The sequence below is a fragment of the uncultured Aggregatibacter sp. genome (genome assembly GCF_938046485.1).
In the GTDB taxonomy this organism is placed as follows: Bacteria; Pseudomonadota; Gammaproteobacteria; order Enterobacterales; family Pasteurellaceae; genus Aggregatibacter.
Window position 1 is genome coordinate 69,842 of record NZ_CALIWN010000031.1, and the last position, 22,413, is coordinate 92,254.

The 22,413-nt window shown below is 43.7% G+C and carries 25 protein-coding genes and 1 tRNA gene; 16 read left to right on the plus strand and 10 right to left on the minus strand.

Annotated elements, in window-relative coordinates:
- Position 1 precedes the first annotated feature (1 nt).
- The 4 genes from Q0203_RS03985 to Q0203_RS04000 form a co-directional block, all read right to left on the minus strand.
- Complete coding sequence (locus Q0203_RS03985) at positions 2–811, minus strand: flp operon protein C (protein ID WP_297929719.1); 810 nt, start codon at positions 809–811, stop codon at positions 2–4.
- Between the two features lie 34 nt (positions 812–845).
- Positions 846–1,286: a prepilin peptidase gene (locus tag Q0203_RS03990; protein WP_297929721.1), complete on the minus strand. Its 441-nt coding sequence runs from the start codon at positions 1,284–1,286 to the stop codon at positions 846–848.
- A gap of 83 nt (positions 1,287–1,369) precedes the next feature.
- A complete protein-coding gene (locus tag Q0203_RS03995; RefSeq protein ID WP_297929723.1) occupies positions 1,370–1,576 on the minus strand; it encodes a Flp family type IVb pilin in 207 nt (68 codons plus the stop codon).
- Between the two features lie 82 nt (positions 1,577–1,658).
- Positions 1,659–1,880 carry a Flp family type IVb pilin gene (locus Q0203_RS04000; RefSeq protein ID WP_297929725.1) on the minus strand — a complete coding sequence of 74 codons (222 nt, stop codon included), beginning with the start codon at positions 1,878–1,880 and terminating at the stop codon, positions 1,659–1,661.
- A 472-nt stretch (positions 1,881–2,352) separates the two neighbouring features.
- Here Q0203_RS04000 and ybeY point away from each other — a divergent pair, with 472 nt between their 5' ends.
- The 3 genes from ybeY to Q0203_RS04015 are packed head-to-tail and all read left to right on the plus strand — an operon-like array spanning position 2,353 to position 4,971.
- On the plus strand, positions 2,353–2,817 hold the full coding sequence (ybeY, locus tag Q0203_RS04005) for an rRNA maturation RNase YbeY (RefSeq protein ID WP_297929727.1): 465 nt from the start codon (positions 2,353–2,355) through the stop codon (positions 2,815–2,817).
- Positions 2,814–4,748, plus strand: coding sequence for a GNAT family N-acetyltransferase (locus Q0203_RS04010; protein ID WP_297929729.1), 1,935 nt, complete (start codon positions 2,814–2,816; stop codon positions 4,746–4,748). Before ybeY ends, Q0203_RS04010 begins: the two co-directional genes overlap by 4 nt.
- A 49-nt stretch (positions 4,749–4,797) precedes the next feature.
- Positions 4,798–4,971 (plus strand): DUF5363 domain-containing protein, encoded by a 174-nt coding sequence (locus Q0203_RS04015; RefSeq protein ID WP_297929731.1) that lies wholly within the window; start codon positions 4,798–4,800, stop codon positions 4,969–4,971.
- Between the two features lie 35 nt (positions 4,972–5,006).
- On the opposite strand, the gene Q0203_RS04020 is transcribed toward Q0203_RS04015, so the two are convergent.
- Positions 5,007–5,423: an EamA family transporter gene (locus Q0203_RS04020; RefSeq protein WP_295975719.1), complete on the minus strand. Its 417-nt coding sequence runs from the start codon at positions 5,421–5,423 to the stop codon at positions 5,007–5,009.
- Between the two features lie 172 nt (positions 5,424–5,595).
- On the opposite strand from Q0203_RS04020, the gene Q0203_RS04025 reads away from it, so the two are divergent.
- The 5 genes from Q0203_RS04025 to lipA all read left to right on the plus strand — a co-directional run bounded on the left by Q0203_RS04025 (position 5,596) and on the right by lipA (position 10,424).
- Complete coding sequence (locus Q0203_RS04025; RefSeq protein ID WP_021615654.1) at positions 5,596–5,898, plus strand: RnfH family protein; 303 nt, start codon at positions 5,596–5,598, stop codon at positions 5,896–5,898.
- A gap of 221 nt (positions 5,899–6,119) precedes the next feature.
- A complete protein-coding gene (locus Q0203_RS04030; protein ID WP_297929733.1) occupies positions 6,120–7,307 on the plus strand; it encodes a cupin domain-containing protein in 1,188 nt (395 codons plus the stop codon).
- Between the two features lie 6 nt (positions 7,308–7,313).
- A complete protein-coding gene (gene xseA, locus Q0203_RS04035) occupies positions 7,314–8,651 on the plus strand; it encodes an exodeoxyribonuclease VII large subunit (protein ID WP_297929735.1) in 1,338 nt (445 codons plus the stop codon).
- A gap of 105 nt (positions 8,652–8,756) precedes the next feature.
- Entirely contained in the window at positions 8,757–9,395 is a 639-nt protein-coding gene (lipB, locus tag Q0203_RS04040; RefSeq protein WP_209363062.1) for a lipoyl(octanoyl) transferase LipB, read from the plus strand.
- Positions 9,396–9,461: 66 nt separating this feature from the next.
- A complete protein-coding gene (lipA, locus tag Q0203_RS04045; protein WP_297929737.1) occupies positions 9,462–10,424 on the plus strand; it encodes a lipoyl synthase in 963 nt (320 codons plus the stop codon).
- Between the two features lie 400 nt (positions 10,425–10,824).
- Here lipA and Q0203_RS04050 read toward each other — a convergent pair.
- The 5 genes from Q0203_RS04050 to Q0203_RS04070 form a co-directional block, all read right to left on the minus strand.
- Positions 10,825–10,910: transfer RNA gene (locus Q0203_RS04050), tRNA-Leu, on the minus strand.
- 18 nt (positions 10,911–10,928) lie between these two features.
- Positions 10,929–11,276: a preprotein translocase subunit SecG gene (gene secG, locus Q0203_RS04055; RefSeq protein WP_297929739.1), complete on the minus strand. Its 348-nt coding sequence runs from the start codon at positions 11,274–11,276 to the stop codon at positions 10,929–10,931.
- Between the two features lie 159 nt (positions 11,277–11,435).
- Entirely contained in the window at positions 11,436–13,358 is a 1,923-nt protein-coding gene (locus Q0203_RS04060; protein ID WP_297929741.1) for a DNA topoisomerase III, read from the minus strand.
- Between the two features lie 29 nt (positions 13,359–13,387).
- Positions 13,388–13,990, minus strand: a complete 603-nt coding sequence (gene recR / locus Q0203_RS04065; protein ID WP_297929742.1) for a recombination mediator RecR — start codon at positions 13,988–13,990, stop codon at positions 13,388–13,390.
- 75 nt (positions 13,991–14,065) lie between these two features.
- Positions 14,066–14,395, minus strand: a complete 330-nt coding sequence (locus Q0203_RS04070) for a YbaB/EbfC family nucleoid-associated protein (RefSeq protein ID WP_290521825.1) — start codon at positions 14,393–14,395, stop codon at positions 14,066–14,068.
- Between the two features lie 166 nt (positions 14,396–14,561).
- Here Q0203_RS04070 and Q0203_RS04075 point away from each other — a divergent pair, with 166 nt between their 5' ends.
- The 8 genes from Q0203_RS04075 to Q0203_RS04110 all read left to right on the plus strand — a co-directional run bounded on the left by Q0203_RS04075 (position 14,562) and on the right by Q0203_RS04110 (position 22,406).
- Positions 14,562–15,632 carry a metallophosphoesterase gene (locus tag Q0203_RS04075; RefSeq protein ID WP_297929744.1) on the plus strand — a complete coding sequence of 357 codons (1,071 nt, stop codon included), beginning with the start codon at positions 14,562–14,564 and terminating at the stop codon, positions 15,630–15,632.
- Between the two features lie 83 nt (positions 15,633–15,715).
- Positions 15,716–16,609, plus strand: a complete 894-nt coding sequence (locus Q0203_RS04080) for a Fe(3+) dicitrate ABC transporter substrate-binding protein FecB (RefSeq protein ID WP_297929746.1) — start codon at positions 15,716–15,718, stop codon at positions 16,607–16,609.
- Positions 16,609–17,598 (plus strand): iron-dicitrate ABC transporter permease FecC, encoded by a 990-nt coding sequence (fecC, locus tag Q0203_RS04085; RefSeq protein ID WP_297929748.1) that lies wholly within the window; start codon positions 16,609–16,611, stop codon positions 17,596–17,598. Before Q0203_RS04080 ends, fecC begins: the two co-directional genes overlap by 1 nt.
- Entirely contained in the window at positions 17,598–18,581 is a 984-nt protein-coding gene (fecD, locus tag Q0203_RS04090; protein WP_297929750.1) for a Fe(3+) dicitrate ABC transporter permease subunit FecD, read from the plus strand. Before fecC ends, fecD begins: the two co-directional genes overlap by 1 nt.
- On the plus strand, positions 18,581–19,348 hold the full coding sequence (gene fecE, locus Q0203_RS04095) for a Fe(3+) dicitrate ABC transporter ATP-binding protein FecE (RefSeq protein WP_109082741.1): 768 nt from the start codon (positions 18,581–18,583) through the stop codon (positions 19,346–19,348). Before fecD ends, fecE begins: the two co-directional genes overlap by 1 nt.
- A 185-nt stretch (positions 19,349–19,533) precedes the next feature.
- A complete protein-coding gene (locus tag Q0203_RS04100; RefSeq protein ID WP_297929776.1) occupies positions 19,534–20,433 on the plus strand; it encodes an ABC transporter substrate-binding protein in 900 nt (299 codons plus the stop codon).
- A 76-nt stretch (positions 20,434–20,509) separates the two neighbouring features.
- Positions 20,510–21,475: an iron chelate uptake ABC transporter family permease subunit gene (locus Q0203_RS04105; RefSeq protein WP_297929752.1), complete on the plus strand. Its 966-nt coding sequence runs from the start codon at positions 20,510–20,512 to the stop codon at positions 21,473–21,475.
- Complete coding sequence (locus Q0203_RS04110) at positions 21,465–22,406, plus strand: iron chelate uptake ABC transporter family permease subunit (protein ID WP_297929754.1); 942 nt, start codon at positions 21,465–21,467, stop codon at positions 22,404–22,406. The genes Q0203_RS04105 and Q0203_RS04110 overlap by 11 nt, the downstream gene beginning before the upstream one ends.
- Positions 22,407–22,413: the final 7 nt, after the last annotated feature.

Here is a 22,413-nt window from a genome sequence, read left to right on the forward strand (position 1 = left end):
TTTATAGACCTCTTAATTTTCTGATGAATGTGCCACGGGAATCAATATACTGAGACGTATTCTCAGCAGGTAATACGACGAGTTTAGAGTCTTTGTCTAGAGAATAAAAATTCTTTGCCTGTGCGCCTGTAACTTTTAGAGCAATAAATCCGACATATTCCATGTCAGAAGCAAAACCATCATCCGGCTTTCTCAAATTCCCTTCATCATCATCTGTTTTTGGTAATGGGAACGTTTTTGACTGTAACACTAAAACTCTTGGCGCCACCTTAATAAGATTTTTTCGTTCGTTTGAATTTCGAGAATCACTTGCAATCTGCTGGTTAAACACAGACACATAATCCCCTCCACTTACTGTAGTAAGAATATAAGCATCTTCAGGTCGAATATAAACGCGATAGGCCACTTCCTGATTCGGATTTAAACTTGCCGTATAAAAACCAGGGTCATTTGGTGAAAGAAGGGTCTTCGGTGATATGAAAGAGCCGGAAACCAAGTTCTCAGCAACTAAAAAGCCTTGCAGACTATTATTAATCGCTAAATCACGCACATCATTACTGACTAACGGGCTATCAACAGTAACTGTCATTTCGTTGAGTGCATAATCCTCTGCTTGTAACAAGCGACCTTTGTTTACATCGCGTTTCAGCTGAGCAACTAAAATTAGCTTTTCTTCAACTTTCTTTTCTGGCTCTACTTGCTCTGCAACTTGCTGAGCCGGTGTTTCATCGCCGCTAGGCAAAAACATAATACCTGCTATACCCACAAACAGTATGAGCAATGAAATAATTAAGAGAGTTCTATAGTTCATTTTTTTACCCTTTTTGTTTTAATAAAAAGCATTATCAAGCACTAGGCACGCTTGATAATGCCAAATTCGTTAGAAATCCCAGACTAATCGCCACCCCATAAGGCAATCCACGCGCTTTTATTGATTTACGGTAAAAAAGCCAGCCGATAATAATAAGAAATAATCCGGCAATGGCTGTAAAGAAGAAGAAGAAAATTATCTGCTCATAAGGAATCATAAGCATTAACACGGCTATAAGCTTTATATCACCTGCGCCCATCACATGCAACATAAAAAGAACAAACCCGACCACAAGCGCTACAAGTGCTGGAACAAGAAAAATAGATTGGTATTGTAATAAACTGAGGGGAACAACAATAAAAAACAATAGCGCAACAACACGATTACTGATAACTCGGTCTCGGACATCCGTATAACTCAATCTGAGAAGGAGACAAACTAAGACAATGTGTAAAGCAATAATTAGATAATTCATTGTGTCAGGCGCTTACTTTAAGTGAGTAAATAGTGTTCATTACTTCGTTGAAAATATTCAACATCTTCTAATTTAAGAAATTATTAGAATGTCAGCCCCATCACGATGGTCGCCACAGCTATCAGGTCATTTCTAATGGTTGATACTAAACTAGGATACGTATAAAAAGTTGCAACAATCATTGCCGCAACGGCAACCGCAATAAGACCATACTCAGTCGCAGTTACCCCTTTTTCTGAAGACTTAAATTCGTTAAATATACTTTTTAATTTTATAAAAAAAAGATTCACGTTAAAATATCTCCTCACTAAATCAAGTTATTAAAAAGGCCTCTATTAGGAGGCCTTTATATAAACTAAATATGTCTACTAATTAGATTGTAGCACCGCTAACTTTAGTTGTTAAGGTTGAGAATTTAGTTTTTAATGCATCGATGAAGCCGCCTTTGTTGTAGAATACAGCAACGATTAATACTGCGATTGCTACTGCGATTAGACCGTACTCGATTGCAGTTACACCTTCGTTATTTTCTTTGAAAGAACGGATTGCTTCGGTAACTTTAACGTATGCTTTAGTAGTTAATGCGTTTAACATTTTTAATACTCCTAATGTGAGATTTTAGATTTAAAATGAACAAGTCTGTTTGAATTATTAATCAATTCCAGTTCACTTAACCAGCCTACCTAATTAACTGAACGAGGCCTATTATAGTGATTCAAAAATAAAATGCAAACGTTATCGTCAAACCGCAAAATCTCTATAATACATAATAAAATCAAATGGTTAAATGGTATCTTATACACATCAAAACATAACATTTGCCATGTTTTACATAAAATTTACAATTCTAATATTTCATTACGTTTATAGATAAAAAATGATGTTTTTGTGCATAAAAAACCAGCAACTCAAACATAAAAAATCACTGAGTTCTATTCGCGTTCATGCTATATTGGCGCAGCTTTTGGCGGCACACTACGCTTAAATCAAGCTGAACAATCCATATTGCGCCAAAACGCAGAAAGAAAAGTGCGGTCAGAAATCACAATGAATTTAGGAGAGCAGAATGGGTAAGATGATCATTGATTTACAAATCGCTTGCGAACAAGAAACCGGCTTGCCAACCGCAGAACAAATCGAACAATGGGCAACAGCCGCGGTACAACCGCAGAGCGATGAAGTGGAAATGACCGTGCGGATTGTGGATGAAGCGGAAAGCCATGCCTTGAATTTGAATTATCGCGGTAAAGATCGCCCGACCAATGTGTTGTCTTTTCCTTTTGAGTGCCCTGATGAAGTGGAGCTGCCGTTACTCGGCGATTTGGTGATTTGCCGCCAAGTGGTAGAGCGTGAAGCGCAGGAACAAGACAAACCTGTCATGGCGCATTGGGCGCACATGGTAGTACATGGCAGTTTGCATTTACTTGGTTACGATCACATTGAAGATGATGAAGCGGAAGAAATGGAAAGCCTAGAAACTCAAATCATGACGGAGCTGGGCTTTGCAGATCCGTATTTGAGCGAGAAATGAGCCGAGAACTCCTCGTTTTAGTGGGCGAGGATGACTTCCTTGCCCACCAACTAAACCATAACCTTTCGCTTAAAAGTGCGGTCTGGATTGGCGATGTTTCGCCGCACTTTAATTCCCAATCTTATTTTCCTTTTAGCAAAACGAAAAATCTGCTCGGAAGTGAATTGCCTGCCATCATTTATGACGCACGACAAGGCATTCACTTGGATGCCCTTGCTATTGCGGCAGGTACATTGCAGGACGGTGGTCAGCTATTATTGTTGTTTAATCATTGGGCAGATTTAGCCAACCAACCGGACAGTGACAGCCTGCGTTGGTCGGGCGAAAAACACGCCATAAACACACCGCACTTTATCGCCTTTTTGCAGGAAAAAATCGCAAAATACGGTTTTCCTGTTTATCAAAGCACGCCCTTAACGCTTGCCTCGCCGATGCCTCAAAAAGACCGTTCAACCCACTGTCAGCCAACCTTAGAACAAGCCCGTTTATTGCAACAAATGGCGGAAGCCGAGGAAGCGATTTTGATCGTCACGGCAAAACGTGGGCGTGGAAAATCGGCGTTGGCGGGACTCTTTGCCAAACAGCAACTGGCACAAAACCAGCCGGTGATTCTCACAGCCCCGAATAAAAGTGCGGTCAATATTTTCAATGAATTTGCCGGGGTGGACATCACCTTTATGCCGCCTGATGAACTCAGTCAAAACCTCAGCGACGCGCCACAACAATTTACCAACCATTGGTTGTTTGTGGACGAAGCGGCGATGATTCCGCTAGACATCTTATTTCGTCTAACTAAGGCTTTTAAACGCGTTGTGTTGACGACCACCCTTCACAGCTATGAAGGCACGGGCAGAGGCTTCTTATTAAAATTCATGGCGAAAACCGACCGCACTTTGCGTCATTTTGAACTGTTTACGCCGTTACGTTGGCAGGCAGATGACAAACTGGAAGCGTTTATTGACGACCTGCTGCTGTGCGATTGCGAAGATCGTCTGCCACAACCGCCTTATGATGGGGCGCTTACTGAGCAGATCCAAATTTCTCATTGTGAACGGATTCCTCGTGATCAAATGGAATCTGTTTACGGCTTGCTGACCTTGGCGCATTATCGAACCTCGCCTTTGGATTTACGCCGTTTATTGGATGCGCCACAGCAGCAATTTTACCTTGCTCACGCGCAGGATGCCTTGCTTGGTTGCGTATGGGCGGTGCCGGAAGGCGAGTTGGCGGATAAAACGTTAATTCGCCAAATTCGACGTGGCGAACGTCGCCCGCGTGGCAATTTAGTGGCGCAAATGCTGTGTTTCCAAGCAGGGTGGGAAGAGGCGTGTGCATTGCGCTCTCTGCGCATTTCCCGTATCGCCGTGCAACCCAACTGGCAACAGCAGGGGCTTGGACAACGTTTAATTGCCAAGATAAAACAACAGATGAAACAACAGGGCGCAGTGGATTTTCTTTCCGTCAGTTTTGGTTACACGCCGGAACTGTTGGCATTCTGGCAAAAGTGCGGTTTCATTTTGGTACATTTTAGTGAAAGCAAAGAAGCCAGTAGCGGCTGTTATTCGGTGGTGGCGTTGTGTCCCTTGAGTGAGGAAGGGCGAGCATTCGTGCAACAGGCAGAAAAACAATTTCAGCGCAATTTGCCTCTTTCTTTACATCCGTTGGCGACACAGTTTACTCGAACAGAAATAGATTGGACGCTGGATAGCTCGGATTGGCAATTATTAACCGATTTTGCCAATTTTTTCCTTCCGTTATCTTCCGCCTTACCGTCGATTCGGCGTTTAATCAAATCGGCAGGCGAATTGCCTTTCCCGTTGTTAGCGGATTATTGCAAACAGCCGGAAAAAAGACCGAATAAAAAAACGTGGTTAGAAAATTGTCGCTTGGAAGTGAAGAAATGGTTGCAAAAAAATGCCGTCCTTTTATGATAACAATCCCTTAACAATTTAAAAGAAAACAAAAACCAAGGAGACAAAAATGAGCGAAGAAGGCAAAAAAAGTTGGGTGAAACGTGCCTGGGAAGCCTATTCTGATTTCTGTAAAGAAGCCGGTATTGATCAAGGGACTTGCCGTGGCTGCGTGCCTGTGGTGAAGTTTGATGAAGATCCCGAGAAACAGGAAAAGAAGCCGCATGATATTCAACATTCATAATGGGTAGGCTGCGCAAAACGCAGCCTATGGCAATATTATAGGGCTAAAACAAGGACTCCCGATAAAATTAACCCTGCGCCTAGAATTAATTTCATACTGATAGGTTCGCCTAAAACAACCACCCCAAGAATAATCGCAATCACCACACTGAGCTTATCAATCGGCGCCACCCAAGAAGCAGGCGCTAATTGTAAGGCGCGGTAGTAACATAACCATGAAAGCCCTGTTGCCACACCGGACAGAACCAAAAAAACGACCGGTTTGGCGGCAATATGCTGTGGCAGTTGCCATTCATTTCGCATTGTAATAATCGCTATCACAACAAATAAAATGACGACAGTGCGGATAAATGTTGCAAGATTGCTGTTTAACCCTTCTACGCCTAACTTGCCTAAAATTGCCGTTAAACCGGCAAAAAATGCGGAACCGATCGCAAACCCTACCCAATTCATGTTTTTCCTCTAAAGTTTCTATCTATTTTCCAGTATAATGTGCCTGCCTTTTTAACCAGGCTTTTGACCTATAGCCTAGGCATTTTATCACACAATGTTGTACGGCATTGATCCTTTCTTGTGATGTAAACAGGAATTGATCACGCCGTATTCACTACGGATAAACGGATTCATGAATCACAAAATTAAAATTCAAATTGCTTATGCCCTGCCAAATCATTATTATTTAAAAGCCTTTACGGTAGATGACGGCACAATGGTTCAAACAGCAATTTTGCAATCGGGAATCCTAACACAATTCACCGACATTGATTTACGCAACAATAAGGTGGGTATTTTTAGTCGCCCCGTGAAATTGACGGATTTGCTCAAAGAAGGCGATCGTATTGAGATTTATCGCCCACTCCTTGCCGATCCGAAAGAAATTCGGCGTAAACGCGCTGAAGAACAAGGAAAGAAAAATAAATCATCCTGATTGGGAAAGATCGCAAATCTCCCCCAATTTTAAGCGAGTTATTTGGGTGCCATCCTATAAGGTTCAAGTCGCAAGCCCAACCCATAATTATTCAGGCAAACGATTTGACCGCAACCTTGATTCAATTCTTGCTTATCCACGCTTGTCAACGATTCGCCGATGATTAGCCGATGAGCCAGTGAATCAAACCTGTTATTTCACAGCTTAATAAGGGATTCAAAATGAACAAGAACTGCCTTCCATTCGATATTACGCCAGAAATCTTTTTACGTGATTACTGGCAAAAAAAACCGCTCTTAATTCGTAACGGACTACCGGAAATTATCGGTCAACTTCTGCCCGATGATATTTTAGAGCTCGCCCAAACAGATGAAGTTGTTGCACGTTTAGTAAAACAACACGCTGAAGATCACTGGGAACTGCGTAAAGCTCCATTATCCGCACAAGATTTTGAAAATTTGCCTGAGAAATGGTCTGTTTTAGTGCAAAATTTAGAACAATGGTCGCCAACTTTAGGTGCCCTTTGGAATAAATTTAGCTTTATTCCACAATGGCAACGTGATGATATTATGGTGTCTTTCGCGCCACAAGGCGGTTCTGTTGGAAAACACTATGACGAATATGATGTTTTCCTCGTTCAGGCCTATGGTCACCGACGCTGGCAGTTAGGTAAATGGTGTGACCCGACCACCGAATTCAAAGCCGATCAACCGATTCGTATTTTCGATGATATGGGCGACATTATTTTTGATGAAATTTTAGCACCGGGTGATGTGCTTTATGTGCCTTCTCGCTTATCTCATTATGGCGTTGCACAAGATGACTGCTTAACCGTTTCTTTTGGTTTACGCTATCCGAATAGTGCCGATTTGTTTGAAAACATTGAACAAAGCCTTTGCCATACAGATTTGGATGTCAGTGAATTAGCCATTCCGTTCCGACTTGCGCCACCTGTGCAAAACACCGGCGAATTAACCGCTGATTCCGTAAAAGAATTAAAACAGCAATTCTTGCAACAACTTGCACAGTCAACACAATTCGATCACTTATTCCAACACGCCTTGGCGACTACCGTCAGCCGCAGACGTTATGAATTGCTTGCCACGGAAGACATTGCCGATCTTGATGATGTTCGAGAAACCTTTGAGCAAGGCGGAAAATTGCTGCAAGACAATAACTGTAAGTTAGTTTATACCACAAGCCCTCTTCGTCTTTATGCCAATGGCGAATGGTTAGATGAATTAAGCCCTGCTGAAGCGGCAATTTTAAAACATCTCGCCGATGGTAAAGCCGTTGATTATGCTTTCTTGCGTCAATTAGCCGACGCCGATAATACCGTGTCGCTTGACGTATTATTTGACAGCATCTGCAACTGGTTAGATGATGGCTGGGCGTTGTTATACGAATAATCAGTCATGGCCGATAACATTTATTCTGTCAGCCAACTCAATCAATCTGTGCGATTGATGTTGGAAAATCAGCTGGGGACGGTTTGGCTTACCGGCGAAATTTCTAACTTTAGCCAACCGGTTTCCGGTCATTGGTATTTAAGTTTGAAGGACGAAAACGCTCAGGTGCGTTGTGCGATGTTCCGCATGAAAAATCTGCGTGTGAGCTTTCGTCCGACCAATGGAATGCAAGTGTTGGTGCGTGCCAATGTGAGTTTGTATGAGCCTCGTGGCGATTATCAACTGATTATTGAAAGCATGCATTTAGCCGGTGAAGGATTATTAATGCAACAATTTGAAGCATTAAAACTGAAGTTAGCGGCAGAAGGGTTATTTGCCCAACATCTCAAAAAAAACCTACCGCACTTTAGCAAGGCGGTAGGGATTATCACGTCAAAAACCGGCGCGGCATTGCAGGATATATTACACATTTTGCAACGTCGCGATCCCAGCTTAAAAATCATCATTTATCCGACAGCTGTTCAAGGTAAAGACGCCGCCACTGAGATTGCGCAAATGATTGAACTGGCGAATCAACGGCAAGAAGTGGATGTCCTGATTGTCGGCCGTGGTGGCGGTTCCTTAGAAGATTTATGGTGTTTTAATGAAGAAATAGTGGCGCGTGCCATTTTTCATTCTTATCTTCCGGTGATTAGTGCGGTAGGGCATGAAACCGATGTCACCATTGCGGATTTTGTTGCCGATTTACGCGCACCAACGCCCTCTGCCGCCGCAGAATTGGTCAGTCGAAATCAAACGGAATTATTGCAACAACTTCAATACCGCCGGCAACGTCTTGAAATTGCCCTAGATCGTCTCTTTGCAGAAAAGCAACAAAAGCTAAAACAGCTGTCTTTGCGATTACACAATCAACACCCACAGGCACAACTACGTATTCAACAACAGCTCATCACGCAGTTAAGCCATCGGCTGCAACAAAGCTTACGTCATCGTTGGCAAAAAAAGGCGGAAAATCTGACCGCACTTTCAATGCGATTGTATAAAAACCCGCTTCCATTACGCCTACAACAATATGAACAGCAGCTTGCGCAGCTAAAAGTGCGGTTAAATTCTCACATGAATTTAACGCTCAGTCTTCAGCAAAAACAGTTAGCACATTTGTGTGGCAAGCTGGATAGTTTAAGTCCGTTAAAAGTGTTGGCACGCGGCTACTCTATTACACAAAATCAACAAAATTTAACGATTCGTTCGATGAAAGACGTGAATGTCGGTGAACAAATCAAAACCCGACTGCCCGATGGCGATATCATTAGCCAAGTCATCCGATTAGAAGAAAAAGAATGATATTTTGACTTGTCCGCTTGCCAACACCACCACGGAGAGGCATAAATCACGTTTCAAAATAAATGAATCGGATTTTAATTTCATTTCCAACGCAAAGGAAAAATTATGCAACCTACTTTAATTGTAAGAAATCTCGGTATCCAAGATTATCAACATGTATGGCATAACATGCAGGCGTTTACCGATAATCGCACGGCAGATACGCCTGATGAAATTTGGTTAGTGCAACATCCCTCCGTCTTTACTCAAGGTCAAGCCGGCAAACCGGAGCATTTATTGCAACGTACGGAAATTCCGGTGGTACAATCAGATCGTGGCGGGCAAATCACTTATCACGGCTTAGGGCAACAAATTATGTATGTGCTGATTGATATTAAGCGCCATGAGAATTTAAATGTGCGTCAATTAGTGACCGCACTTGAACAATCGGTGGTGAAAACATTGGCGGATTATGGCATTGAAGGCTACCCAAAACCGGATGCGCCCGGTGTGTATATTGATGGCAAAAAAATTTGTTCTCTCGGTTTGCGCATTCGTCATGGTCGTTCTTTTCACGGCTTAGCGTTTAATATCAATATGGATTTAACGCCTTTCCATCAAATTAATCCTTGTGGTTATGCCGGATTAGAAATGTGTCAACTGGCGGATTTCATTGGCAGTGAGCGGGCGGATTGCCACCAAGTTTCCCTCCAATTAGTTAAGCATTTTTCCACGCTGTTAGGGTATAATGTAACAAATCATTAACAGTCTTAGTGAATTACCGTTTAATCTCGTTACCCTTGCCATTTACTCGCAATATAAGGAATTTCAATGGGAACACCTTTTAAGATGGAGCGCGGCGTTAAATATCGTGATGCCGCCAAAACCTCTATTATTCCGGTAAAAAATATCGATCCTAATCAGGAATTACTGAAAAAACCGGAATGGATGAAAATCAAAATTCCCGCCAATGGCGCGCGAATTCAAAGTATTAAATCCGGTATGCGCCGCCACGGATTGCATTCTGTCTGTGAAGAGGCCTCTTGCCCAAACCTGCACGAATGTTTTAATCACGGCACGGCAACCTTTATGATTCTTGGGGCGATTTGTACCCGCCGTTGTCCGTTCTGTGATGTGGCACACGGCAAACCGCTTGCACCGGATCCGGAAGAACCGCGCAAATTAGCGGAAACTATTCAAGATATGAAATTGCGTTATGTGGTGATCACTTCCGTTGACCGCGATGATTTACCTGATCGCGGTGCCGGTCACTTTGCCGATTGCGTACGCGAAATTCGTGCCTTAAATCCGAACATTAAAATTGAGATTTTAGTGCCGGATTTCCGTGGACGCATTGAGTTGGCGTTGGAAAAATTAAAAGACAATCCGCCGGATGTGTTTAACCACAATTTGGAAAATGTGCCACGTTTATATCGTGAAATTCGTCCGGGTGCAGATTATCAATGGTCGTTGCGCTTACTGAAAGAATTTAAAGCCATGTTCCCACATATTCCAACCAAATCCGGACTAATGGTAGGCTTAGGCGAAACCAACGAAGAAATCTTGGAAGTTATGCAGGATTTGCGTGATCACGGTGTTACCATGCTCACTGTCGGTCAATATTTACAACCAAGCCGACACCATTTACCGGTTGCCCGTTATGTGCCTCCGGCAGAATTTGATATGTTCCGCGAAAAAGCACAAGCCATGGGCTTTGAGCACGCTGCTTGCGGCCCGTTCGTCCGTTCTTCCTACCATGCCGACTTGCAAGCCAGTGGCGGATTGGTGAAGTAACGTCCCCATTTAAGAAATAAAACAGATCTGCGCATTAATTCACTCGTCTTAATGCGCAGATTTTTTTATCTATTATCTATGCGTAACAATATAACTCACTGTGTTGACAAAAAATTCTTCCGTCCGGGAATGTCTATTTTCATATTTTTATTTTAGGTTTGGTCGTGCATCAAGATGCACGCTACACACGAAATCGTGAATATCCGAAAGAGTTAAATAAAGTTCCGTAGGCGGTTTGGTCGTGCATCAAGATGCACGCTACGTACGAAATTGTGAATGTCCGAAAGGGTTAAATAATGTTCCGTGCGTGGTTGGTTGTGCATTAAGATGCACGTTACACATGAAATCGTTACGGATCGAAGTTAATAAAAAAGACCGCAAAATTGCGGTCTTTCTAAGTTGGTGCTCTGGGCGAGACTTGAACTCGCACGACCTACGGTCACTACCCCCTCAAGATAGCGTGTCTACCAATTCCACCACCAGAGCTTAATTTGATAAGTTTTATTATTGAGGAATATCGCTATTTTTTGTATCTAACACAGCCGGTGCTTTTTGCTGTTGTTGCTGAATTTCTTCAGCCGTGCCGGATAAATCATCAAATGCACCTTGCTTCACATTATTTTTGTGTGAGTTGATGTTACCAATAACAATACTAATAATAAAGAAAATCGTTGCTAAAACTGCCGTTGTTCTAGAAAGGAAGTTACCTGCACCGGCTGCACCGAACACGGTACCGGATGCGCCACCACCAAAAGATGCACCGGCATCTGCGCCTTTACCTTGTTGTAACAGGATAAAAGCGATAAGGGCAATGGAAACAACCAAATAAAGGATTAACAACGCTGAATACATTTTATCTTCTCTAATTTAGCAAATTCTAATGAAAAATAACGGCGCAGATATTAGCGAATATCTTAGTACTTCGCAAGTTGTTTTATGTATTTTTACGCTATTTGGTGCAAATTCACTCAGTAAAAACATTTTGAAAAACGACCGCACTTTTAACCCTCGTTAACTTTTCTGGGATCTCGGCGCTCGCTTTTTCATATCTTGATTATACCGACTCAACTCGCGTAACGCAGAAAAATTAATATAATGCAATAATTCCGGCAAAAGCTGTGTGAGGTTTTGCATAAATTGCTGATAACTCGCCTGTTTACGGCTAATGCCATCAAGCTGTGACTCCCAATGTGCCGTCATGTCAGGCTGTGTTGCCACATCCGGTAATGCGTTAATTAAGATTCGTCCCGCCTCTGTGCTGTGAATATTACGCCCTTTTTTATAGAGAAAACCACGCTTAAACAGCAATTCAATAATGCCCGCACGCGTCGCTTCCGTGCCTAACCCATCGGTTTCACGCAAGATTTTTTTCAACGCTTTGTCTTGCACGAAGCGGGCAATGCCTGTCATCGCAGAAAGCAAGGTGGCATCTGTAAAGGGTTTCGGCGGTTGCGTTTTTTTACTGACGATTTCGCCCTTTTCACAATGCAGTATTTGCCCTTTTTTGACGACCGGCAGCAGCGTATCTTGCTGTTCATCGTCGCTGTCTTCTTTACCCCAAAGCTGTTTCCAACCGGCAATTTGCAAATTGCGAGCCTGCGCGATAAAAGTCCCTCCGGCAATATTCAAGGTGATTTTACATTTACGATATTCCGCGTCAGGACAGAACTGCATCAAATATTGTCGAGCAATCAGAAAATAAATATTTTGTTCCGCCGGACTCAAACTCACCGGGCGGTTCTTTGCCGTCGGAATGATGGCATGGTGCGCTTCGACTTTTTTATCATTCCAACAACGATTTTTTTGTTCAGGATCAATAATTTCCGGCAAAGGTTGAAATTGCGTTAAATGGGTAGAAATAGCATTCATCACCGCCATGCGATCCGCAAAATGTTCTTTTGGCAAATAACGGCAATCGGAACGCGGATAAGTAATCAATTTATGGGTTTCATACAAACGTTGACAGGTATCCAGCACTTCCTGTGCCGACATACCGAACCGCTTGGCTGCATCAATTTGCAACGCGGATAAGGAATAGGGCAACGGTGCCGTTTCTTTTTCCCGTTTATCCGAATAATCCGTTACTTCCGCCGGTTGGTCGGTAATGCGCTTCACCACATTTTCCGCCAGCGCATGAGATAATACGCGCCCATCCTCGTCTTGATAATCTTCACAGGCTTTGCTCGGCTGCCATAAGGCAGAAAAAAGTGCGGTGGATTTCTTGGGTGTTTTTTCCTCTTTTGAGTCACGCAACCAAGCCAACACTTCAAAGAAATCTTTTGGTTGGAAATGCTCGATTTCTAAGTCACGGCGTACGATAAGGCCAAGTACGGGCGTTTGTACTCGCCCAACAGAAAGCACACCGTTATACCCAGCTTGTCTGCCACGAATGGTGTAAGCACGGGTCATGTTAATACCATAGAGCCAATCGGCGCGAGCGCGCGCTAAAGCGGAGGTGGCAAGAGGAACAAAATCACGATTCGGTTGTAATTTTTTGATAGCTTTTTCTACCGCACTTGGGTTCAAATCGCTGATTAAACAACGCTGAATCGCATTGCGTTTTTCCGGTGGTAAATTGAGATAACTGAACACTTCGTCCACCAGTAATTGCCCTTCACGATCCGGGTCGCCTGCGTTAACGAGGATATCCGCTTGCTGCACCAACTTTTCAACGGTTTTCAGCTGTTTATAGGTTTCTTTTTTCGGAATTAACTGCCACTTTTGCGGCACAATCGGCAAATCCTCTAAGCGCCATTGTTTGAAACGGGCATCATAGGCATTGGGTTCTGCTTGTTCCAGCAAATGCCCTACACACCAGGTCACACAGTCGTTATCACCACATTTGATAAAGCCATCACCGCGTTGGTGCGGTTTCGGCAAAACATCCGCGATAGCGCGTCCAAGGCTTGGTTTTTCTGCTATAAAAAGTCGCATAAACAAGAAAACGCAGAGGAGAGAAAAGATTAGCCGATTTCGCGGCGACCTAAGAAAGAATGGGTCAGCGTGGTGCCATCTACCATTTCCAATTCACCGCCCACCGGAATGCCGTGGGCAATGCGGCTGACTTTGACGTTTTGTTGCAAACACAATTCTGCAATGTAATTCGCCGTAGCATCGCCTTCGACAGTGGGATTTGTCGCCAAAATCACTTCCTTGAAGGATTCTGTTTGTAAGCGGTTCTGCAATAAATCCAAGCCGATCTCTCGTGGGCCAATGCCGTCCAATGGCGACAAATGCCCCATAAGCACAAAATAACGCCCGGAAAATTGCCCGGTTTGCTCAATGGCAAGAATATCTGCCGGCATTTCCACCACACAAAGCAACCCTGAATTTTGACGGCGAGGGTTGTTACAAATAGGACAAACCTCTTCTTCCGTGAATGTACGGCAATGTTCGCAATGCCCAATTTTCGACATGGCTTCCGTCAACCCTTGTGCTAAACGCATACCGCCACTACGGTTACGTTGCAATAAATGATACGCCATACGTTGTGCGGATTTCGGGCCAACGCCCGGTAATACACGTAAGCTTTCGATCAAATTTTCTAACAAGGGACTGGTTTGCATAAGGTTCTCGGTGAATTGACTGAAAAAATAAACCGCACTTTAGTGATAAAGTGCGGTAAGTTTTACGGACGTTTTTTAGAATGGCATTTTGAAGCCCGGCGGCAATGGCATACCGGCGGTGATAGATTCCATTTTTTCTTTTTGCAAATCATCCGCACGACGTACAGCATCGTTGTACGCTGCAGCGATTAAATCCTCTAACATTTCCTTATCGTCTTCCATTAAGGAAGGGTCAATTTCCACACGGCGGCAATTATGCGCCCCGTTAATGGTAATTTTCACAAGGCCGGCACCGGCTTCACCGGTTACTTCTAGTTGTGCGATTTCTTCGCGCATTTTTTGCATTTTTTCTTGCATTTGTTGAGCTTGTTTCATTAAACCGCCCAAACCGCCTTTTCCGAACATAGATTTTCTTCCCTTAATTTACATAAAAAAGTGGTCGCATTTTAGCGAAAAATTTCTGACTTGAAAACGATCAATTTCGGATTAAATTGCGCCCCATGGTGATTCATATTATTATCCGTCCCCTTAAAAATACACAGAAAAATAACCGCACTTTTCAAGGAAAATTATGGAAACCCGACACTACATCACCACGGCCATCGCCATACTGGTCTTACAATTTATGCTGTTCGGTTTTAGCCGTACCCTCGGCTGGCTTTTTAATCTCAACCGCAAGACACGCACCAAGCTAACCATCATCCTATTTTTATTCTTCAATATTTTGGTTTCTACTGCGCCATTGCGTCTGTATGCCGAAAGTTTTCGCGTAAGCGCCTTGCTTCTCACCTTGTTGCTCTTTTCCACGTTTAGCAGTGCCATCGTAGGCATACTGCATCGCTTTTTTAAACCTTGGGATAACGCGCTAAAATTACTCTATCCGATACTCTTTTTAGGGTTTATTGGACTGGGTTTATATAACGCTTACACACCAGTGATACGTCATTATCAAGTCAAGCTGGATAAACCAATGCAACCTTTACGCATTGGTATGGCAAGCGATTTGCATTTAGGGCGTTTGTTTGGTTCAACACAGTTAGATACCTTGGCTGACATCATGCGGCAGGAAAAAGTAGATATTATTTTGCTCCCCGGCGACATTATGGATGATAACGTCAACGCCTATTTAGCAGAAAAAATGCAACCGCACTTTGCCAACCTGCAAGCCCCACTTGGCGTGTATGCCACCCTGGGAAACCATGATTTCTTTGGCGATCAACAACGCATTGAAGCGGAAATGCGCAAAGCGGGGATCATTCCCGTGATGGATGAAAGTGTCGTGATTGATGGACGTTTTACCCTCATTGGGCGCAATGACGACCTCGTTAAAAACAGACCAACGGCGGAGCAATTACTAAAAGGTGTCAATACGGCATTACCGGTGATTTTAATGGATCATCGTCCAACAGAGATTGAACAACACGCCAATTTGCCGATTGATATTCAGCTTTCCGGCCACGCCCATAATGGACAAATTTTCCCGGCAAATTTTATTGTAAAACTGATTTATCGCTTAAGTTACGGCTATGAAAAAATCAATCAAGGGCATTTTTTTGTCACGTCAGGTTATGGCTTTTGGGGCGTGCCGATGCGATTAGGATCACAGTCGGAAGTGATGATTATCGACCTGGTCGGACATTAAAAAAAGAACTATTCTCAATACCGAGTCCTGTGTATAATTTAACCCATTACACTTATGTTTTTATGATGACAGAGGACTCGAAAATGAAAAAATTCGTCAACGCAACTCTTACTTCTCTTTTCCTTATGGCTTCTGTGACGGCAAATGCAGTAACAGTCACCGATGCCAAAGGGGAATTCACTATTGATCAAACCCCAAGCCGCATTGTCGCGTTAGAATATTCTTTCGTTGATGCCCTTGCTCAAGTTGGTGTTAGCCCAGTCGGCGTTGCCGATGACAACGATAAAACCCGCATTTTGCAGGAAGTGCGAGATAAAATACAACCTTGGCAATCTGTCGGTACCCGTTCGCAACCCAGTCTTGAAGCCATTGCCGCATTAAAACCCGATTTAATTATCGCTGATCCTTCTCGTCATACAGCAGTATATGAAGAATTAAAAAAAATCGCCCCGACCATGATGTTTGATTCCCGCCATGAAAGCTATCAGGAGAATCTTGATACGGCACAAAAAATCGGCGATGTTGTCGGTAAAGGCAGTGAAATGAAATTGCAAATTGATAAACACAATAAAATTATCGAAAGCATTGCGCAAAATATCAATGTGAAAGGCAAAAAAGCAATTTTTGGTACTTCCCGCGAAGACAAATTCAATTTACAAAATGACAGTGGTTATGTCGCCAGCTTCCTTGGTGTTCTGGGTTTTAACTCGCCAAAATTACCAAACGCCACTCAAGCCTTTGCTGAAATCAATCTTGAGCAACTAGTGATGGAAAAACCGGACTATATGTTTATAGCCCACTATCGCCAAGAAAGTATCGCCCGCAAATGGGAAGCAGAACCTTTATGGCAAGCCATTCCTGCCGTGAAAGCCAAACATGTATTTAGCGTCAATGCCGATATGTGGGCACGCGGACGCGGCATTACAGCCAGCGAGATCATGGCAAAACAAGTTGAACAATTCGTTAATCAAAAATAATGTTTGGCACAGCTTTTCGTTGGGGCTTGCCCCTACTAGGACTGGCTTTCCTGTTATGGGGAAGCCTGTTTTTATACTACCCTATTGAAATTTCACCATTAGATGCGCTAAACGCCTTTTTCCCCAATGGCGATGAATTGGCCAAGATCACTGTGGTTGATTTACGCTTTCCGCGAGCTTTAGTCGCGATCGCATTAGGCGCCAATTTGGCGGTAGCCGGGGCGTTATTACAAACCATCACCCGCAACCCACTGGCCTCACCAACGCTATTAAGCGTCAATTCCGGCGCAAGTTTGGCTATGGTAACGGCGAGTGCCATTAGCCCGGCCTTATTATCAGGCTATAGCATTGCCTTGGTGGCAAGTATCGGCGGTGGAATCAGCTGGTTGGTTGTAATGTTGATCAGCAACGCGTGGAAAGACAGTAGCGGCGATCGCAGTCGTGTTATTTTGGCGGGGATTGCCGTGTCGTTATTGTGTACTGCCCTCACCAAATTAGTGTTAATTATGTCAGAAGATCATGCCTTTGGCGTAATGAGTTGGCTTGCCGGCGGTATTTCTCATGCCCGTTGGAACGAATGGCACGCTATTTGGCCGTTTCTGCTATCGAGCGCGCTCTTTTGCCTCTTCTTTGCCAGCCGTTTAAATTTACTCAATTTGAGCGACGAATCCGCTCAATCCTTGGGAATTAACCTGTTCCGTCTGCGTTGGTATGCCAATATCATAGCATTATTAATTGTGGGTTCAGCCGTTAGCGTAGCCGGCCCGGTCGCCTTTATCGGTTTGTTAATTCCACACTTAGCACGTTATTGGATCGGCTATGATTTACGAAAATCATTACCCATGTCCATGTTATTAGGTGCCATTTTAATGTTGGCGGCGGATACCGTTGCCCGTGCTGTTGATTTCCCAAGTGAAGTGCCTGCCGGTGCCATTTTGGCCTTAATCGGTGCGCCAATCTTTGTATTATTTGCCAGAGGAAAACACTAATGCGCCGTTCTCATTCAGGATTCCGTGCAATCGGCTTTTACTTATCGGCACTCTGTACGGTCTCGCTATTATTTGTATTAAGCATTCGCTATGGCACTTACACGCTATCCTTTGATGAAATTAGCCAGGCTTTTCACCCCGACGATAAAAACTATTTCACTTTAATGGAATACCGTCTGCCACGCGCGCTACTCGCCATTATTATCGGCAGCGCATTGGCCATTTCCGGGGTGTTGGTGCAAAGTGTCGTGCGTAATCCGTTGGCCTCTCCTGATATTTTAGGAATCAATAACGCTGCCGGTTTGGTCGCCGTTACCGTATTAATCTTCCTACCGAATTTAGCCTTTTACTGGCTACCGATTTTCGCCTTTATCGGCGGTGTCCTGTCTTTCATTTTGTTATGGATGATATGTGGTTTTAATTTCCGCCCGATCAAAATGGCCATTATCGGCGTAGCGCTTTCTGCCCTATGGGCGGCAATCAGCCATTATTTAATGCTAACCAATCCGGTAGAAATCAACACGGCTATGCTTTGGCTAACCGGAAGTTTGTGGGGCAGAAGTTGGGCTTATGTCAATGTCGTTTTGCCTTGGTTGTTGGTGTTATTACCGTTACCGTTTATTTTCTGCCGAGATTTGGACACCTTAGGTTTAGGTGAAAACAAAGCGGCCACCTTGGGAGTAAGCGTAAATAAAACGCAAATCTTGGTATTAGTGCTGGCTGTTGCGCTTTCCACCACAGCCGTCGCCATTTGCGGCCCCATCGCATTTCTCGGCTTAGTTGCACCGCACTTAGCACGCAAATTGGTCGGTGGACGCCACCGCACATTATTGCCGGCGTCCATGCTAATCGGCACGTTGTTGTTACAAATTTCCGATATTTTAGCGCGGGTTATCGATCCGCCAACAGAACTGCCCGCCGGTATTCTCACCGCCATTATCGGCGCCCCTTACTTCTTCTATTTATTGATGAGAACGAAATAATGAGCATTGAGATCAATAAGTTACAATTAGGCTATCAAGATAAAACTATCGTACGGGATTTATCTCTCAGCTTTCCGAGCAACCAAATCATTGCTTTAATTGGCCCGAACGGGTGCGGCAAATCCACAACACTGAAAGCAGTGGCCCGTTTACTCAAGCCTCGCCTAGGAACAATTACTCACAAAGGCAAAGATATTTGGCAAAGCACGCCGAAAGAATACGCCAAACAATTAGCGTTCTTGCCACAACAACATTTGGTGCCGGAAGGCATTAAAGTACGTGAATTAATTGCTTACGGCCGTTCGCCTTATTTGAATTTGTGGGGCAAATTGAGTGATAAAGATGAGCAATTAGTGGCTTGGGCTATGGAACAAACCCACACCACGGAACTGGCAGAACATTTGGTATCGGATTTATCCGGCGGGCAACAACAACGGGTTTTCTTAGCCATGACATTAGCGCAAGATGCAGAGCTTGTTCTGTTGGATGAACCCACCACTTATTTGGATCTCAACCGCCAGGCGGAACTCATGGGCATGATGCGTCAAATGCAACAAAACGGCAAAACCGTCATTACGGTACTCCATGATTTAAATCAGGCTTGTCGTTATTGTGATTATTTAATCGTTCTCAAAGACGGCAACCTTATGGCTCAAGGAACGCCTGACGAAGTGATGACAGAAGGGCTGTTAAAAGAGGTGTTTGATTTAGAAGTAGTGATTCACCGCGATCCAATTAGCCAAACACCCATGTTTATTTTGAAGTAAACAAAAGTGCGGTCATAATCTGGGGGCAAGTATGATAAGTTGCCCCTATTCGCACTTTCTAAAATCATATTCTGTAATCACATTCTATTATGTCATTTCGCTATAAAACCCCATTCATTTTTTGTCTCACTTCCGTTAAAATAGTTGAGAATTGTTTTCAATCACATATACCAAGGAGACTTATGATGTTAAAAAAAGCATTGTTAACACTCACCTGTATTGCGATGGCAACGTCCGCATTGGCAAAAGAGGTTACGATTCCCACGGCACGCGGTGATGTCACGTTAAGTGCGCCGCCCGCCAAAATAGCAGTGTTTGATACCGGCAGTTTGGATACATTGCAAGCCTTAGATGTGAAAGTGGATGGCGCAGCAGATGTGGCAAAACTCCTTCCGTATCTGAAACCAACCTTAGATTCGGCAAAAAATGTCGGTACTATTTTTGAGCCCAATTTAGAGGCTTTAAATGAATTAAAACCAGACTTAATTATTGTCGGCACTCGCACAGCGAAAAAATTTGATGATGTCAGCGCCATTGCAAAAACGATCGATTTAACCGATAACGGCAATAAATTAGTGGAAAGCGGCATTCAACGCATTGACAGTTTCGGCCGTTTATTTGATAAACAAGCGGCAGCAGATAAGTTAAAAGGTGAATTGGAAACCTTATTAAAAGACACTAAAGCCGCCGTGAAAGACAAAGGCAACGGTTTAATTATTTTAGTCAACGGTGGCAAAATTTCCGCATTCGGTAGCGGTTATCGTTTAAGTTTTATTCATGATGAACTTGGCGTACCAATGGCGGATCCGAGCATTAAAGGTACCGGTCATGGCCAACCGGCGAGCTTTGAGTTTATTGAAAAAACCAATCCTGACTGGTTGTTTGTGTTAGATCGCATTTCTGCGATTGGCGAAGAAGGTAAAACCGCCAAAGAAGTGTTGGATAATGAATTGGTTCGTCGCACTAAAGCCTGGAAAAACGGTCATGTCGTTTATCTCAGCAGTGCGTCTTACTTAGCGCCAGGCGGTGCGGAACAATTAAAAACGGACTTAAACGCGATTAAAACCGCTTTCGAGAAAAAATAATCATTGCTTATCGTTCTCTTCATTGTGTCAAACTAAGACAATAATGAAGAGAACTTTTTATTGCCTAAAAAACGCTATGTCGAATATTTTTACCCTAAATCGGATAAATTTTTTCATTCTTGTATTACTCGCCGCATTAAGTATTACCGTGGGCGTAGCCGATTTCCATTGGTCTCAATTTTTTTCTCAACCGGAACAAATGCAAGTACTGTTAGTCAGTCGCTTGCCTCGTACCTTCGCCGTGATTTTAGTGGGCGCGACCCTTGGCGTAGCAGGCATGGTGTTACAAATTGTCTTAAAAAATCGCTTTATTGAGCCGGGTATGATCGGCGCCAGTCAAAGCGCGGCATTGGGAATTTTATTAACCAGCCTATTATTTCCAAGCGCTGCCTTGCTTCTCAAAATGTCCGTCGCCACCGTCTCCGCACTCATCGGCATGGGCATTTTTACCTTATTGTTACAGCAATTACCGCCACATCAACGTCTCATGGTGCCGTTGGTGGGGATTGTGTTCGGCAATATTATTGAGGCGATGACCACCTTTCTTGCCTACGAAACAGACAGCTTACAAACCTTGTCCATTTGGTTTTCCGGCGATTTTTCCGGCATCTTGGCAGGACGTTATGAATTATTATGGCTCACTGCCGCCCTTGCCGTAGTGGTTTATATTATGGCCGATCGTCTGAGCATTACCGGACTGGGGAAAAATATCAGTACCGGCTTAGGGATTAATTATCGTCAAATGACGTGGTTTGCGTTAATTGTAGTAGCGATGATTACCGCGGTAGTCGTAGTCACCGTTGGGCAAATTCCTTTTATTGGTTTGGTTGTCCCCAATATTATTTCCCGCTTAGCCGGTGACCGATTACGCAAAAATCTGCCTTCGGTTGTATTGCTCGGCGCCAATTTGGTCTTGGTTTGTGACATTATAGGTCGAGTCATTAACGCACCTTATGAAGTACCGATTTCGACCATTTTCGGCATTGTCGGCACATTGATTTTCCTCTATTTGTTATTTAAGGGGAAAGCCAATGCAAAATAATCGCGTCATGTTATTACTCGGTGCCCTACTCACGTTTGCTTGCATCTTTTTTATGACCTATCACGCCAATGGTAACTGGGATTTCATTTTGCCGTTTCGTGGAAAGAAACTCTTGTTATTGCTGATGATGGCTTACACCATTGGCATATCTACATTGCTATTCCAAACCTTAACCAATAACCCGATTCTAACCCCCAGCATTTTAGGCTTTGACTCCTTATATTTATTGGTGCAAAGCATTTTAGTGTTTCTCTTCGGCGGGATTGGATTTACACAACTCAATGTGGCCGGCAAATTTGCCTTTGAAACCTTGCTTATGTTGCTTGGCGCACTCCTGTTATTCCATACACTCAGCAAAAACAACAGCGATCTCGCCCGCATGATTTTGGTGGGGATTATTTTCGGTGTGCTTTTCCGCAGTGTAAATAACCTGCTACAGCGCATGATCGATCCCAATGAATTCGCTGTTGCACAAGGATCTTCCTTTGCCAGTTTTAACACGGTGAACCCAACCTTATTATGGATTGGTACTGTCATTACATTGGTCAGCGCCCTGTGGATTTGGCAACAACGTTTTAAATTAGATGTACTCCTACTGGGGCGTGAACGCGCTATCGGATTAGGCTTGGAATATCATCAATTCAGCCGCCAATTACTCATTTGCTGCGCATTTTTAGTGTCAATTTCCACCGCACTTGTGGGACCGATTCTGTTTTTAGGCTTATTGGTGTGTGCCATCGTCAATGCCATCAGCCCGACCATGCACCACAGCATTCGCATCCCAATGACGTTTATGGTGTCGGCGATCACATTAGTAAGCGGTCAAGCCGTGTTCGAACAGGTAATGAAGATGCAGGGTGTGCTTAGCGTAGTTATCGAGTTTGTCGGTGGATTGGTGTTTATTTATTTGATGTTAAGACGGGCAAAATAAAGGAATG